General features: G+C 63.3%; 15 protein-coding genes. 9 read left to right on the top strand and 6 right to left on the bottom strand.

What is annotated here, in order from left to right; genetic code table 11:
- Positions 1-8: 8 nt before the first annotated feature.
- Both M0D64_RS13585 and M0D64_RS13580 read left to right on the top strand, forming a co-directional pair.
- Positions 9-1,400, top strand: a complete 1,392-nt coding sequence (locus tag M0D64_RS13585) for a sigma 54-interacting transcriptional regulator (RefSeq protein WP_093632485.1) — start codon at positions 9-11, stop codon at positions 1,398-1,400.
- A 47-nt stretch (positions 1,401-1,447) separates the two neighbouring features.
- Complete coding sequence (locus tag M0D64_RS13580; RefSeq protein WP_266258056.1) at positions 1,448-2,152, top strand: DUF2968 domain-containing protein; 705 nt, start codon at positions 1,448-1,450, stop codon at positions 2,150-2,152.
- A gap of 511 nt (positions 2,153-2,663) precedes the next feature.
- Here the strand turns inward: M0D64_RS13580 and M0D64_RS13575 are convergent.
- Positions 2,664-2,855: a hypothetical protein gene (locus M0D64_RS13575; protein ID WP_154564899.1), complete on the bottom strand. Its 192-nt coding sequence runs from the start codon at positions 2,853-2,855 to the stop codon at positions 2,664-2,666.
- 318 nt (positions 2,856-3,173) lie between these two features.
- On the opposite strand from M0D64_RS13575, the gene M0D64_RS13570 reads away from it, so the two are divergent.
- Positions 3,174-3,401 carry a hypothetical protein gene (locus M0D64_RS13570; protein ID WP_154564897.1) on the top strand — a complete coding sequence of 76 codons (228 nt, stop codon included), beginning with the start codon at positions 3,174-3,176 and terminating at the stop codon, positions 3,399-3,401.
- A 20-nt stretch (positions 3,402-3,421) separates the two neighbouring features.
- On the opposite strand, the gene hfq is transcribed toward M0D64_RS13570, so the two are convergent.
- Positions 3,422-3,931, bottom strand: coding sequence for an RNA chaperone Hfq (hfq, locus tag M0D64_RS13565; RefSeq protein ID WP_266258055.1), 510 nt, complete (start codon positions 3,929-3,931; stop codon positions 3,422-3,424).
- 352 nt (positions 3,932-4,283) lie between these two features.
- Here hfq and M0D64_RS13560 point away from each other — a divergent pair, with 352 nt between their 5' ends.
- From M0D64_RS13560 to M0D64_RS13535, 6 genes are all read left to right on the top strand, one after another.
- Complete coding sequence (locus tag M0D64_RS13560; RefSeq protein ID WP_166618265.1) at positions 4,284-4,421, top strand: hypothetical protein; 138 nt, start codon at positions 4,284-4,286, stop codon at positions 4,419-4,421.
- A gap of 15 nt (positions 4,422-4,436) precedes the next feature.
- On the top strand, positions 4,437-4,979 hold the full coding sequence (locus M0D64_RS13555; RefSeq protein WP_266258054.1) for an RNA polymerase sigma factor: 543 nt from the start codon (positions 4,437-4,439) through the stop codon (positions 4,977-4,979).
- Complete coding sequence (locus M0D64_RS13550) at positions 4,979-5,821, top strand: anti-sigma factor (RefSeq protein ID WP_266258053.1); 843 nt, start codon at positions 4,979-4,981, stop codon at positions 5,819-5,821. Before M0D64_RS13555 ends, M0D64_RS13550 begins: the two co-directional genes overlap by 1 nt.
- 269 nt (positions 5,822-6,090) lie before the next feature.
- Entirely contained in the window at positions 6,091-6,588 is a 498-nt protein-coding gene (locus tag M0D64_RS13545) for a hypothetical protein (protein WP_266258052.1), read from the top strand.
- 39 nt (positions 6,589-6,627) lie between these two features.
- The gene (locus M0D64_RS13540; RefSeq protein WP_266258051.1) at positions 6,628-8,205 is read left to right on the top strand and encodes an FAD-binding oxidoreductase; all 1,578 of its coding nucleotides are present in this window, start codon (positions 6,628-6,630) and stop codon (positions 8,203-8,205) included.
- Positions 8,206-8,250: 45 nt separating this feature from the next.
- Complete coding sequence (locus tag M0D64_RS13535) at positions 8,251-8,658, top strand: hypothetical protein (RefSeq protein ID WP_266258050.1); 408 nt, start codon at positions 8,251-8,253, stop codon at positions 8,656-8,658.
- A 4-nt stretch (positions 8,659-8,662) separates the two neighbouring features.
- Here the strand turns inward: M0D64_RS13535 and M0D64_RS13530 are convergent, their stop codons facing one another.
- The 4 genes from M0D64_RS13530 to M0D64_RS13515 form a co-directional block, all read right to left on the bottom strand.
- On the bottom strand, positions 8,663-9,724 hold the full coding sequence (locus M0D64_RS13530; RefSeq protein ID WP_266258049.1) for a DUF1571 domain-containing protein: 1,062 nt from the start codon (positions 9,722-9,724) through the stop codon (positions 8,663-8,665).
- A gap of 50 nt (positions 9,725-9,774) precedes the next feature.
- Complete coding sequence (locus M0D64_RS13525; RefSeq protein WP_266258047.1) at positions 9,775-11,580, bottom strand: AMP-binding protein; 1,806 nt, start codon at positions 11,578-11,580, stop codon at positions 9,775-9,777.
- Positions 11,581-11,730: 150 nt separating this feature from the next.
- Entirely contained in the window at positions 11,731-13,032 is a 1,302-nt protein-coding gene (locus tag M0D64_RS13520; protein WP_154564881.1) for an acetyl-CoA C-acetyltransferase, read from the bottom strand.
- 101 nt (positions 13,033-13,133) lie between these two features.
- Positions 13,134-14,054, bottom strand: coding sequence for a MaoC/PaaZ C-terminal domain-containing protein (locus M0D64_RS13515; protein ID WP_266258046.1), 921 nt, complete (start codon positions 14,052-14,054; stop codon positions 13,134-13,136).

The raw sequence follows: 14,054 nt of genomic DNA, 5'->3' as shown, positions 1-14,054 counted from the left end.
TCGCGCTTATGAGAACCAACCCCAAAATCGAGGAACTCGATATCTACGTCTGGGAAGGCAAGGCCGACATCGTCGACCGGGTCGCGCGCTGCATGGCGAGCTTCGACGTCGAAGTGATCCGCGCGGACGATATCGCGATCTCGCCTGAACGGACAGCGCTGCGGCCGTCGCTCGCGATCATCAGCGTGTCGGTGATCGACAGCGGCGCGCTGCTCATGCGCGACTGGCAGGCCGCGCACGGCATTCCCGTCGTGTGGGTCGGCGCCGCGCCGCGCGACCATGATCCGGCAACTTACCCGTCCGACTATTCGCACATCCTGCCGCTCGACTTCACCTGCGCCGAATTGCGCGGCATGGTCATGAAGCTGGTGCTGCAATTGCGCGCGCACAGCGCCAAGACGCACGAGTCGGATGCGATGATCGCCAACTCGGAGTGCATGCAGGCGCTGCTGCACGAAGTCGACACGTTTGCCGACTGCGACACGAGCGTGCTGGTGCACGGCGAAACCGGCGTCGGCAAGGAGCGCATCGCGCAACTGCTGCACGAAAAACATACCCGCTACGGCCAGGGGCCGTTCGTCGCGGTGAACTGCGGCGCGATTCCGGATGGTCTGTTCGAATCGCTGTTCTTCGGCCACTCGAAAGGCTCGTTCACGGGCGCGGTGGTCGCGCACAAGGGCTACTTCGAGCAGTCCGACGGCGGCACGCTGTTCCTCGACGAAATCGGCGATCTGCCGCTCTACCAGCAGGTCAAGCTGCTGCGCGTGCTCGAAGACAGCGCGGTCACGCGAATCGGTTCGGCCACGCCAGTGAAGCTCGATTTCCGGCTGGTGGCGGCGACCAACAAGCATCTGCCGCAACTGGTCAAGGACGGCACCTTCCGCGCCGATCTTTACTATCGGCTTGCAGTGATCGAGTTGAAGATTCCGTCCCTCGAAGAGCGGGGCGCGGTCGACAAGATTGCGATCTTCAAGGCGTTCATCGCGCAGATCGTCGGCAGCGAGCGTCTCTCCGCTTTGCCCGACCTGCCATACTGGCTCGCCGACGCGGTGGCCGACACCTACTTCCCCGGCAATGTGCGCGAACTGCGCAACCTGGCCGAACGGATCGGCGTGACGGTACGCCAGATCGGCGCGTGGGACGCGGCGCGCCTGCAACGGCTGCTCGCGCTGGCGCGCACCAGCCAGCCGGTGCCGGCCGAGAGCGCCGCCGAGGTGCTGGTGGACCGCAGCAAATGGGACATGGCCGAGCGCAACCGCGTGCTGGCCGCGCTCGACGCAAACGGTTGGCGCCGGCAGGACACGGCCCTATATCTGGGGATCAGCCGCAAGGTTTTGTGGGAGAAGATGCGCAAATACCAAATTTTTGACGAAGAGCCCGAAACACGCGAAAGTGAGTAATAATGAGACGGTTGTACTAAAACAAAAACTGTTCAAGCAGGATTTACATGGACCGAAAGTCGAAACTACGGCAGATTGCCCTGGCTGCAATCATCGCGATGGGGGCCGTGCAGGGCGTGAATGCGCAGGCTCTGCCGGATAGCGGATCGAGCGCTGGCGTCGTTTCCCAGCCGGGCACGACGATGGCGTTGCCGCCCACTCAGGCGCAGACGAGCGCCTTGACGCCGGACGAAGCCAAGCAGTCTGCAGCGGGCAATGTAGCGGAATTGCAGCAGATGATCCGGGGTTCGGATCTGAGCGAATTGCGCACGACGTACAACGGCAGCTATGGAGCGAGCTTGCTGTTTTATGGCAAGGAGATGACGTACTACGTGGCGTTGTTCCAGCAGAAGAACTTCTGGCGCGTCATCAAGACGCAGGACGCCACGCGTGCCGACATGATCTACAAGGATTTTATGCGTCAGACGCTGCAACTGTCGGACGTCGAGATTCGCCGCACGCAGTTGGAAGCGCAGAAGGCGTTCACGGAGCGGATGATCGCGTTGTCGCAGGACCGGGCCAACCGCTTGCAGGCCGACCTCGACGTTGCGCATCAGCAGCAGACGATTGTTGCGAACCAGCAGCAGCAGACCCGCGCCGAAGCAACGGCGCTGGCGCAGCAGAAGGCTGCCGCACAAGACCAACTGCGCGCCGCACAACGCCAGGTCCGCGAACTGCAGCGCCAACTGGAAACCGGCCTGCCGTCGCACTGAACGCGACGGCCGGAATATCGGAAGATGGGCGGGCAAGGCGGCTTTGAAAGCGCCGCCCACCCATCAGACGTACGAACCAGACACACAGGCCCAGCGTACAAGCCTGACGTACAAGCCGTTTAGTAACGCAAGTCACCCATCCCCGCAGTAGAAAGCTCTTTTCTGAAGCATCCCTGCCGCACGAACAGGCACTCGCACGCCCCCTGGTTTCCCATGCAGACCCGTCCGCGACGCACGTAGTGCGGAGTGGGAGCTGATGACACCTTTGTCACAAGCGCTGGAAGGTGCACGAGCCCGGATTCCACGGAGCCACTACCACTTGCAGGCCACGGTTCCCGCTTAGCATTAGCGGTTTGAGCCGCTTTCTTTGCTTACTTTCTTTGCGGCGGCAAAGAAAGTAAGTGCCGCCCCGCACAGGGGCAACGCTAATAGACCACTAGCAAATCAAGGAAAGGCACCACCCCAGGCGCCCCACCAAAACGCGCGCCCTGCGAGGAAAAAAGCCCCCAATCTAATGCCGTTTCTTCCCCGCCGAAGGCACTTCATCCACAGCCGAGTGCCGCGGCTCACTCATATCGACTGCAATCGGATCACTAGCAGGAAAGCTTTCTTCAAGAGCCTCATCGAGACGGCTATCGGCTGACTCAGCGGGCGGCTGCACCGCTTCCTTGTGATGAGTTGCGTGTTGCTTCTGCTTGGTCATGACGTGCTCCACTGGAAGAGACTCGACAACTCAGCATAGCGCAAAGCAACCCCAGGCAGAGCATCAGCCGAACAACCCAATCCCCCACACCATAAGCATTTCCTTCAAACCCCAAAAAAACTGAAATCAGAAAACAACAAGCAAAAAACAAAACTTAAAACCAACCCGCATCAAGTCGTTCTCCGAGTGTCGCCTGACAACAAAAAGCATCCGCCGGCCACACAGCCCGGCAAAAAAACACGGCATATCGTGAACGGGCAACGTCCAAGCTCGGGAGGGGAGCAACCAGAAGCAGCGAACAACAAGGCAGCGAACGACATGGACCGAAAAAACCCGGCGCGCGCGCAGCGCTTCAACGCATCACACGTGGTGGAAGCCGAACTGGAGCATCTGGATTGGGCGACACGGCAACCGGCGCTGCGCATGCTGGACGCCGTCTACTGGCGCCGCCGCGTGCTGGCGGTCAAATGCGGATTCGAGCTGACGGATTTGCAGGTGATGCGGCTGGAGAAAATCTTGCAGCGGCTCGGCTATCCGTCGGAGTAGCCGGCCGCCAAGGCGGCGTTTTATTCGTTGCCACCGCTGGTGCCACCGCCGGTGCCACCATTACCACCATGATTGCCGCCGCCATGGTTGCCACCGTCGCCGCCGCCCGTGCCGAACAGACGCCGGCGGCGTGTCACGACCACCGGACCGTCGGACGTGCTGCTGCTACGATCGGGCGCAGGGCGATCCGAAGACGGCGCGCCATACGACTCGCGCGGTTCACGCGGTTCACGGTGATCGCGCGGTTCACGCGAGCCGTGCGGGCCACGCGTGGTGTGCTCGCCGTGCGAAGGCCGCCCCCCGGCGCGAGGCGCCGGACGCGTGCCGGTGTCGAGCTGGATCGTCGAGATCGCGCGCTTGTAAATGCCTTGCAGGCCGACAGGCGTGCGCAGCATCACCAGATACTGATCGAACGACTCGATGCACCCTGTCAGGCGAATGCCGTTGACAAGATAGATCTCGACGCGCTTTCGTTCTTTGCGCGCAGCGTTCATGAAGTCGTTTTGCGGATGCGATTCTGCGGAAGCCATGGACAATTCAGGTTAGGAAGACGGTTGTTCGCCGCGATTCTACCCTGTGTGGGGGCAGAACGCGTCGGCGGGCGAACTGCGTCCACTATAACGGCTTGCGCGGACATAAGCATCTGATAACTATTAGCTGTAACGTTGAGTTACGAATCTGCCGACGAATAGCGCTTTCTTCGGCCACGTTCGAGCACGCCAGATCGGGGTGGCGGAAAAAGATGGTGCGTGTCGCTGCCGTACGTGGAATAAATCACAGCCCGCTCACGTTAATTCAGACATGGCAGCGTTGCATTTCGCACGTGGCCGATCGGATCCCCGGCTCGCAGGCGCCGGCCGGGCGCTCATCAGGAGACTCACCATGAAAGTATCCCGCATTCTTTCCGCCACCTTCGTGCTGCTGGCGCTCGCGCTGGGCTCGCTCGCAACGAGCGGCTGCACCACCGACAGCGGCGCTTCGGGCGCCAGCGGTAACAGTAGCAGCGGCGGCGGCTACTGATCGTTGCCACGCCGGGTGAGTTTCGAAGCTGAAGTGATTTCGTGGCTCCCGCAGTTGCGCCGCTACGCGCGCGCACTGACGGGCGACCGCGCCTGGGCCGACGACCTCGTGCAGGATACGGCGGAGCGCGCGCTCGCGCGCTGGTCGGCGTTCCGTCCGAACAGCAACCTGCGTGCGTGGCTCCTGACGATCCTGCGGCATCTTTACATCGATCAGTTGCGCGGCCGCCGCGAGATTGCCGTCGACGATGAAAGCGCGCCGTGGCGCAATCTCGAAGCGCCGCATGGAGAGGTTGACGGTCTGGTGTTGCGTGATCTGCAGCGGGCGCTGTATTGCCTGCCGGTCGAGCAGCGGGAAGTGCTGCTGCTCGTTTGCGTGGAGGAACTGTCTTATCAGGAAGCGTCGAAAGCGCTCGGCGTGCCGATCGGCACGGTGATGTCGCGGCTGTCGCGCGCGCGGGAACACATGCGCGTGCTGATGACGGAGGGGCCGCTTGAAGGGGACGCTGTGGGGTTGGCGCGCAAAGTCCCGCCGTTGAAAGTAGTGAGAAATCCGTGATGAATAACGAGCACGATTCCAGCTTGCCTGAGGGGCCCGATCTGCGAGCCCTGTCGGCGTTTGTCGACGGCGAATTGCCGCCTGCGGAGCGCGCCGCGATCGAGGCGCAACTGGCGCAGCAGCCGCAGGCTGCCGCGAGAGTGGCGGCGTGGCGCGCGCAGAAAGCGGCGCTGCAGGCGCTGTGCGGCGCGCCGCAGCGCAGCGAACGCAGCGAGAGCGTCGGACAGAGCGACGCGGACGACGAACTGGCCTTCATCGTGGTGCGGCGGCCGACGCCGTGGTGGCAACGCGTCGGCCTCGCGGCGTGCTGGCTCGCGGCCGGCGCGGGTCTCGCGCTCGCCTTGGGGCCGCTCGCCCCGCGTCTGACTGGCGGCGCGTGGAACGGGCTGGGCGGCCAGCCGCCGAGCTTTGCCGAGCGCGCCGATATCGCCTATGCGGTGTACACGCCCGAGCGGCGTCATCCCGTCGAAGTCGCCGCGAACGAGGAAGAGCATCTGATCAACTGGCTGTCCAAACGCCTGAACCGGCCGCTGTCGGTGCCGTCATTGCAGGAATACGGTTACTCGCTGGTGGGGGGGCGTCTGTTGCCGGGCGAAGCAGGGCCGGCCGCGCAGTTCATGTACGAAAATACCAGCGGCGCGCGCCTCACGCTGTACATCACCGGAATCGCTCGCGACGAAACCGCATTCCGCCTGTTCCGCGACGGTAACCGCCGAACCTTCTACTGGGTCAGCGACCGCATGGGCTACGCGTTATCCGGGCCGATTTCGGAAGACAAGCTGCGCTCGATTGCTATCGAAGTGTGCAGCGCGCTGGGCGGCAAGCCGGAGGCCTGGCAGTAGCGCTGCAAGCGCGGCGAGCACCCGGACCAGGCAAAACGCTGATCGTCGGATTCCGTTGCAACACGTGGTAACAGAAACCGCCGTGCGCGCGCGCGTGCCGTCGGAATAGCGTCGCGGGGCGCCACGTTTACTCGCTGCAGGATCATGCTGTCCCGCCTTGCAAGCGCGTTGGGACGGCATGGTCTCGTGCGAGGCAAACCGACGGGGTCTTTACGGTGTCGACACGCTTTTTGCGAGTCGCAACGCCGGCACGTCGAGGCAGCGAAATCATGCTTACTTTTCATCAGTTCGGCACGGGGCTGCGTTTCGGCGTAGCGTGTCTGTGCCTGTGCGCCGTTTACGCGGCGCCGGTCGAAGCGCAATCGGATGCGAATGCGCCGCCGACGGACGCGTCGACCTGCCGCTTCGTGGTGGGTCAGGCGGAAATCGACGGCGTCATGCAGCAGGTCAGCGGTCGCGCGTGCCTGCAGCCCGACGGCAGTTGGCAGATCGTCGAAGACGATGCCGCCGCGCAGGCCATGGCGCCGGCGCCGGTGTATTACTACGATCCATGGTACTGGGGGCCGCCGGTGGCATTCGCTGGCGTGTCGGTCATTTTCGTCGACCGCTTTCATCATTTTCATCACATGGATCATGTGCGTTATGGGCACGGATCGTATGGAATGGGTGGGCGCGGCGGCTGGCACGGCGGCGGGTCGACGCACATGTGGGGCGGCATGTCGCACGGCATGTCGCACGGCGGTGGTGGCGGTGGGATGCACCGCTAGCTTGCCGCCGCACACACGTATCGCCGCAAAGGAGATGCCTTGACGCGTAGCTTGCCGCCAAAAGTTTCCGCCGCCGGGTTCGATCGCGCGCTCGCCGGCTGGCGCGCGATCGTCGGCGAGTCGCACGTGGTGACCTCGGCCGCCGGGCTCGCCTCCTACCTCGATCCGTTCGCGCCCGGTGAGCGCGAAGCGTTCTCCGCGTCGGCCGCGCTGCTGCCCGCGTCGGTCGACGAGATTCGCGCGGTGTTGCGGATTGCCAATCAATTTCGTATTCCGTTGTGGACGGTCTCGACCGGACGCAACTTCGCGTACGGTGGCGCCGCGCCGCGGCTGGCGGGTTCAGTCGTGCTCGATCTGCAGCGGATGAATCGCATCATCGAAGTGAACGAGACGCTCGCCTACGCGTTGGTCGAACCGGGCGTCAGCTACTTCGATCTCTACGCGCATTTGCGCGAAAAAGGCTACAAGCTCTGGGTCGATCCGCCCGCGGCGGGTTGGGGCAGCGTGGTCGGCAATACGCTCGAGCGCGGCTTCGGCTATACCGCGTACGGCGATCACGCGGCGACGCAGTGCGGCATGGAAGTGGTGCTCGCCAACGGCGACGTGTTGCGAACCGGGATGGGCGGAATCGAAATCGGCACCGCGTGGCAACTGTATCAACCGGGCTATGGGCCTTCGTTCGATGCGATGTTCATGCAGTCGAACTATGGCATCGTCACCAAGCTCGGTGTCTGGCTGATGCCCGCGCCGCCCGCGTATCTGCTCGGCGAAATCCAGTTCCGGCACGAAGAGGATCTCGAAACGATCGTCGATATTTTGCGGCCATTGCGGCTCGATGAAACGATCCGCAACAATGCGGTGATCGAAGGCGGTTTGCGCCGGGCCGCGGGACTGTCGGCCCGTCAGCAGTGGTACGAAGGCAAAGGCGCGATGCCTGAAAGCGCGGTGGCGGCCATGCTCGACAAGCTGAACGTGGGCCGCTGGAATCTTCATTTCGCGCTGTACGGGACGCCTGAATTGATCGACGCGCGTTATGCGATCGTGCAGCGCGCGTTCTCCCGCGTGCCACAGGCGAAACTTTCGGCGGTTCGTTATACGGGCGATGCGCAACCCACCGCGGGCGGCGATCGCAACCTGGCCGGCATCCCGGCGATGAGCGCGTTTCGCATGCTCGACTGGCGCGGCGGCGCGGGCGCGCATGTGGACTTCGCGCCGGTGTGCCCAGCGACCGGCCGCGACGCGCTGCGTCAATATACGATGGTCAAGGCGCGCGCGGCGGAATACGGCTTCGATTACTACGGCGGTTTTACGGCAGGCGCGCGCCATCTGCATCACATCTTCGCGGCGATCTTCGACCGCGACGACCCGAATCAGCTCGAGCAGGCGGGCGCTTTATTGCGTTCGCTGATGAGCGATGCGCGCGCGGCGGGTTACGGCGAATATCGCGCGCATCTCGCGTATATGGATTTCGCGGCGGCGCAGTACAGTTTCAACGACGGCGCGTTGCTGCGGCTTTCGGAAACGATCAAGGACGCACTCGACCCGAACGGCATTCTTGCGCCGGGCAAGCAGGGGATCTGGCCGGCAGCGTGGCGCGACCGGCGGGGTTATACGTGAGGCGCGTGAGTGAGTTAGTGAGTCAGTGAGCGAGGTGAACAGGCAATGGACCGACGCGCTTTCATGATGACCGGCGCATGGCTCTCGACCGCGGCAGGGGGCGCATGGCCGTGGCTCGCCGATGCAGCCGCTCGCCGCGACACGCTCGCCGTGATCGATTCCACCCTCGCGGGCGGCCCCGCATTCGCCGACTACGTCGCACGCATGAAGCTGCCCGTATTCGAAGCTGGTGACGACATCGGCGCCCTCTGGTACACGACACTTGCGCCGCGTTTCAGGCAGACACCCACGCAAACACCGGCGTCGCTGATCGGCCTCACACGCGCATCCGATTACTTCGTGCTCAGGGAACTCGCCACCCGCGTAGGCCACCTGGTCGAGCACAGCCACGAGCAGGGCGAGGGGCCCGTCGCGCATGTCGCTTTCGCGTTGACGCCGCGTCTTATCCGCTAGAACCCTAGAACTTATAAGCTTTGTTCTTCGGATCGAAGGTGGAGTCGTCGAGCGTTTTCGGCGTGATGCTTTCGAAGACGATCTTCTCGAAGATCTTGCCGTCGTTGTCATAAGACTCGACAGTGCGGAAATACGGATGCCGCAGATCCAGCCCGAGCGTTTCTTTCTTCGCATAGAACTGCGGCGGGCCGTTCGGTGTTTCGAAGGTGAAGGCGACCACGCGCACGCCGTCGATCGTTTTCACTTCCACCTGATTCGAGCGCGGTATGCCAGCCTCAATGTATTTTTTGCATTCAGAGAGGTACTGACCGGCAATGTACTCGGTGCCGAGATCGCGCACCTGGTGGTTCGATTGCGCACGGGCGAGGGCGCCGTTCAACGCGGTCCACAGCGGCATCACATTCATGATGCCGCCAAGGTGGCCATACATTTCGTCGGTGCGTTTGGACTCGTCGTAGATGATTTCCTGCCCGGCGTGCGCACCGTCAGGCAGCCACTTTGCGTAGATTCGCAGCGGATCGTGGGCGATGCGAACCAGCATGTGATCGGGCTTGTCGGGCCACTGGCCGTGAATGCGTTCCGAGCGCGACATGGTGAACTCGTATGACGGAAAACCGTTCGGCCCTTCCTTGATGTAGCGCGGTAACGCAAGCGGATCGAGCGACTGGAACAGCGCGACCAGTTGCGCGTCGTCGAGCTTCTCCATGGCGCCGCTCTGTTGCGCGGCGCGCAGCCACTTGACCTGCTGGTCGAGCGTGAGCTTGCCGACCTGCGAGGACGGCGTGGCGGGCGCCTTGACGCCGCTGTTGGTGTCGAGCGCGGGCGGCGTGTCGTCGTTCTGCGCGAACGCCGCTGGCGGTGCCAGCGCGGCGACGCTGGCCACCAGCGCGCCGATCAGAAGTCCCCGTGACGAAACCGCACGCAATGAAGCGGCGAGAGACGCGCCCAACGTGGCGGTCTCCGACGAAAAACGGGCGAGGCGCATGAAGGCCGGCGAGCGGCTCGAACTACGCGAGCGGCTCAAGCTACTCGAGCGGCGTGAGCGTGCGGACTTGCTGTGCTTCATGAATCTCTCCGAAAGGATGGCGCAAGGCGTGGTGCCAGGCGCCTTGCCTGTCAGGCAGGTTTTTGCTTCGCGAGTTCCTCGTCGCGCAGCGCGCGGCGCAGAATCTTGCCGACGTTGGTTTGCGGCAGCTCGTCGCGGAACTCGACGAGCTTCGGCACCTTGTACCCCGTGAGGTTCTTGCGGCAGTGGGCGATCACCTGTTCCGAGGTCAGCGACGGATTGCGCTTGACGATGAACACCTTCACGCGCTCGCCCTGCGCCGCATCGGGCACGCCGATTGCGGCGACTTCGCGCACATCCGGAAGCATCGCGATCACGTCTTCGATTTCGTTCGGATAGACGTTGAAGCCCGACACCAGGATCATGTCTTTCTTCCGGTCGATCAGGCGGATGAAGCCGCGCGAATCCATCACGCCGATGTCGCCGGTGGCGAGCCAGCCGTCATCGTCGATTGCTTTGGCGGTTTCTTCCGGACGATTCCAGTAGCCTTTCATCACCTGCGGACCCTTCACGCACAGTTCGCCGGCCTCACCGATGTTTGCCCACGCACCGTCGTCTTTCCTGAAACGTACTTGCGTGGACGGCGCGGGCAAACCGATCGAGCCTTCGAAGTCGCGAAGATTGGTCAGGTCCACTGGATTCATCGACACGATCGGCGAGCACTCGGTCAGCCCATAGCCTTCGATGATCGGCTTGCCGGTGACCGCCTTGAAGCGATCGGCGACCGATTTCTGCGTGGCCATGCCGCCGGCCATCGCGAGTTTCAGGTTCGAGAAGTCGCGCTTGCAGAATTCTTCGTTGTCGAGGAACGCGTTGTAGAGCGTATTCACCGCGGTGATGCCGGTAAATTTCTCGTGACGGATGATCATCATCACGCGCTTCATGTCGCGCGGATTGGCAATCAGGATGTTGCGTCCGCCGAGGCCCATGAAGATCAGCGCGTTCACGGTCAACGAATAGATGTGATAGAGCGGCAATGGCGTGAGCACCGTTTCGATGTCGCCGCTCAACTGCCCCTCGGACCAGACCTTCGCCTGCAGCAGGTTGGCGATAATGTTCCTGTGCGTAAGCATCGCGCCTTTGGCCACGCCCGTGGTGCCGCCGGTGTATTGCAGGAACGCGATGTCGTTGTGCGTGGGACGCACGGGCGTCAGCGGCCGCGTGTAACCGATCGAAAGCGCGTCGAGCAGCGGCACCGCTTTCGGCAGCTTGTATTCCGGCACCATCTTCTTCACATGGCGCAGCATGAAATTGAGCAGACGTCCCTTCAGATTCAGGCCGTCGGCGAGCAGATCGCCGAGACCCGTCACGATGACGTTCTGTATTTTGGTGCCGGGCAGTGCGTCTTCGACGGTCTTCGCAAAGTTCTCGAACACGATGATGGTTTGCGCGCCACTGTCCTTCAACTGATGCGCGAGCTCGCGCACCGTGTAGAGCGGATTCACGTTGACCACCACGCCGCCCGCCTTGAGCACGCCGAACAGCGACACCGGATACTGGAACGTATTCGGCAGCATGATCGCGACGCGCTCGCCGGGCTTCACGCCGATGCTTTGCAGATACGCGGCGAACGCGGCGGCCTTGCGGCCGAGCTCGCCATACGTCATGTTCGCGCCGACGCTCACATACGCGACGCGCTCGCGAAACCGCGCGATGCATTCGTCGAAGAACTGCACGACCGATTCGTACTGGTTGACGTCGATCTCATGCGGAACGTCTGCCGGATACGACGCGTACCAGATGCCGTCGGTGTTGGGCGCGCGATTCGCCGCCTGACTGGGCACCGGGTCCGCTGCATTTGCAAGCGGTGTGGATCCGGCGGCGGGTGAGAGCGGGACTTGCGTGGGCTGGGTCATCGGTCGTCTCCTGAAGCAGTCGCTTCATCGGTTTGTATGCTGGTCTTGCAGCCAGTCATTGAAGTCATCAAGGCGGCAATCAAAGCGGTCATTGCTGCAGCCTTCGAAACAAGGCATTCATTGAAACACGCGCTGAGGCAAGCGCGACGCTTAGCGTTCCAGAATTGCCACCACACCCTGGCCGCCCGCCGCGCAGATCGAGATCAGTCCGCGCGCGGTGCCGGCCGGCTTGTCGAGTTGCGCGAGCATCTTCGCGAGTCCGGCGACGATACGGCCGCCCGTGGCGGCAAACGGATGGCCGGTGGCGAGCGAGCTGCCATTCACGTTCAATTTTGCCCGATCGATCGCACCGAGCGGCCCAGGCAACCCGAGCTGCGTGCGGCAATACTCGTCATCCTGCCACGCCGCGAGCGTGCACAACACTTGCGCCGCGAAGGCTTCGTGAATTTCGTATAGATCGAAGTCCTGCAAGGTGAGCCCGGCACGCGCGAGCATGCGCGGCACGGCGTAGGCGGGCGCCATCAGCAGGCCCTCCTTCTTGTCAAAAAAGTCGACGGCGGCGGTTTCGGACCAGCTCAGATACGCCAGCACTGGCAGGCCATGTTTGGCTGCCCATTCCTCGCTTGCGAGCAGCACGGCGGACGCGCCGTCAGTCAGTGGCGTCGAATTGCCTGCGGTCAGCGTACCCGCGTCGCGATCGAATACCGGCTTCAGACCGGAGAGTTTTTCGAGCGTCAGGTCGGAACGCAGATTGTTGTCGCGCGCAAGGCCACGATACGGTGTCATCAGATCGTTGACGAAGCCGCGCGCATACGCCTCGGTGAGCTTGCGATGGCTGTCGTAAGCGAGCACGTCCTGCGCTTCGCGCGAGATGTTCCAGCGCTTGGCCATCAGCTCGCAATGCTCGCCCATCGAAAGCCCGGTGCGCGGCTCGCCGTTGCGCGGCAAAAGCGGCTTGAAAAACATGCCCGGCCGCAGTTTGGCGAGCGCACCGACACGTTGGCCGGTGCTCTTGCCGCGATTCGCTTCGAGCAGGATCTTGCGCATGCGCTCGTTGACGCCGATCGGTGCATCGGAGGTCGTATCGACGCCGCCCGCGATGCCCACTTCGATCTGCCCGAGAGCGATCTTGTTGGCGACGAGAATGGCCGCCTCCAGCCCGGTGCCGCAGGCCTGCTGCACGTCGTAGGCGGGCGTTTCCTTGGCGAGCGTGGTGGACAGCACGGATTCACGCGTCAGGTTGAAGTCGCGCGAATGCTTGATGACGGCGCCGGCCGCCACTTCGCCAAGACGTTCGCCGTGCAGGTTGTAGCGGTCGATCAGGCCTTGCAGCGTGAAGGTCAGCATGTCCTGGTTCGACGCGGTCGCGTAAGCGGTGTTCGAGCGGGCAAACGGAATCCGGTTGCCGCCGATGATGGCGACGCGGCGCACGGCGGGCAGCGGGTTGGACATGCTTGGCTCCTTTGGGTCGTTCCCTGGTTATTGAACGGTGCGAATGATACGAATGGTGAGTCCTGTACTGTGACGAAAACATGCGCGTACCTGTGCGTGCCTCAAAGCAGCTTCCACTGCATACGGCCACGCAAATGCGGTTTTTCTCCGGTAATGTCGCGCACCTCGATGTCGCGCTCGATCAGCGAGGGCGATGCGCTCCACAGCGACGCCTCGCCCGGAAGTAGCATCGGCAATTTGAATTCGGCACTCAACGTAGCCTCGGCGAGCGGTTTCGGCGGTTGCAGCGCGGCGGCGGCGCGCGCCAGCGTCCACATGCCATGTGCAATCGCACGCGGAAAGCCGAATGCCTTCGCGGACAGCGCGCTCAGGTGGATCGGGTTGTAGTCGCCGGATACGCGCGCATAGTCGCGGCCCAGTTGCGGCGGCAATTGCCAGCGCGAGATGCGTTCCAGCGCGTCGTGCCCGAGTTCCAACGGATCGAGCGGACTGCCGCTCGCCGGCACACCGCGTTTCAGATAGACGCTGTCGCCGTCCCAAACCGCTTCGCCGCGGCGGTACATGCGGGTATGCAGCACGAACGCCTGGCCCTTGTCGTGACGCAGCAGCGCGCCGAATTCCACCTCGACGCGCAACATGTCCTTGTAATTGAGCGGCCGGCGCAGCCGCACGTGGTTCGCCAGATGCACGAGGCCGAGCGCGGGCCAGGGAAACGCCGGGTCGGTGAGCATCAGCAGATGCAGCGGGAAGGCCAGCAGATGCGGATACGTGAGCGGCACGCCGTGCTCGGGGATGAAGCCGCAGACCCGCGAATAACGCCAGATCGGCCCCGGGTCGAGGGCGACTGCCGGGCGCACGAGGCGCAACGCCGGCAGGTGTGTGTCGCGCCCGCGTTTGACGATGCCGGACAACGCGCGCCCATACAGTTTCGCCGGCGCAGGCAACTGCTCGATGAAGACGGTCTTCGGACGGGCCGCGCTCGCTGCGTGGCCACTCGTGAACGGATTACCCGGCTCACTCAT

It is taken from the genome of Paraburkholderia sp. WS6 (assembly GCF_030464835.1).
GTDB classification, from domain to species: Bacteria; Pseudomonadota; Gammaproteobacteria; order Burkholderiales; family Burkholderiaceae; genus Paraburkholderia; species Paraburkholderia madseniana.
This window is presented reverse-complemented; position numbering and strand designations above follow the sequence as displayed.

Excerpts from the sequence above, each read along its gene's own strand:
- M0D64_RS13585 (WP_093632485.1), top strand. The coding sequence starts at position 9 with ATGAGAACCAACCCCAAAATCGAGGAACTCGATATCTACGTCTGGGAA.
- M0D64_RS13580 (WP_266258056.1), top strand. The coding sequence starts at position 1,448 with ATGGACCGAAAGTCGAAACTACGGCAGATTGCCCTGGCTGCAATCATC.
- M0D64_RS13575 (WP_154564899.1), bottom strand. The coding sequence starts at position 2,855 with ATGACCAAGCAGAAGCAACACGCAACTCATCACAAGGAAGCGGTGCAG.
- M0D64_RS13570 (WP_154564897.1), top strand. The coding sequence starts at position 3,174 with ATGGACCGAAAAAACCCGGCGCGCGCGCAGCGCTTCAACGCATCACAC.
- hfq (WP_266258055.1), bottom strand. The coding sequence starts at position 3,931 with ATGGCTTCCGCAGAATCGCATCCGCAAAACGACTTCATGAACGCTGCG.
- M0D64_RS13560 (WP_166618265.1), top strand. The coding sequence starts at position 4,284 with ATGAAAGTATCCCGCATTCTTTCCGCCACCTTCGTGCTGCTGGCGCTC.
- M0D64_RS13550 (WP_266258053.1), top strand. The coding sequence starts at position 4,979 with ATGAATAACGAGCACGATTCCAGCTTGCCTGAGGGGCCCGATCTGCGA.
- M0D64_RS13545 (WP_266258052.1), top strand. The coding sequence starts at position 6,091 with ATGCTTACTTTTCATCAGTTCGGCACGGGGCTGCGTTTCGGCGTAGCG.
- M0D64_RS13535 (WP_266258050.1), top strand. The coding sequence starts at position 8,251 with ATGGACCGACGCGCTTTCATGATGACCGGCGCATGGCTCTCGACCGCG.
- M0D64_RS13530 (WP_266258049.1), bottom strand. The coding sequence starts at position 9,724 with ATGAAGCACAGCAAGTCCGCACGCTCACGCCGCTCGAGTAGCTTGAGC.
- M0D64_RS13525 (WP_266258047.1), bottom strand. The coding sequence starts at position 11,580 with ATGACCCAGCCCACGCAAGTCCCGCTCTCACCCGCCGCCGGATCCACA.
- M0D64_RS13520 (WP_154564881.1), bottom strand. The coding sequence starts at position 13,032 with ATGTCCAACCCGCTGCCCGCCGTGCGCCGCGTCGCCATCATCGGCGGC.
- M0D64_RS13515 (WP_266258046.1), bottom strand. The coding sequence starts at position 14,054 with ATGAGTGAGCCGGGTAATCCGTTCACGAGTGGCCACGCAGCGAGCGCG.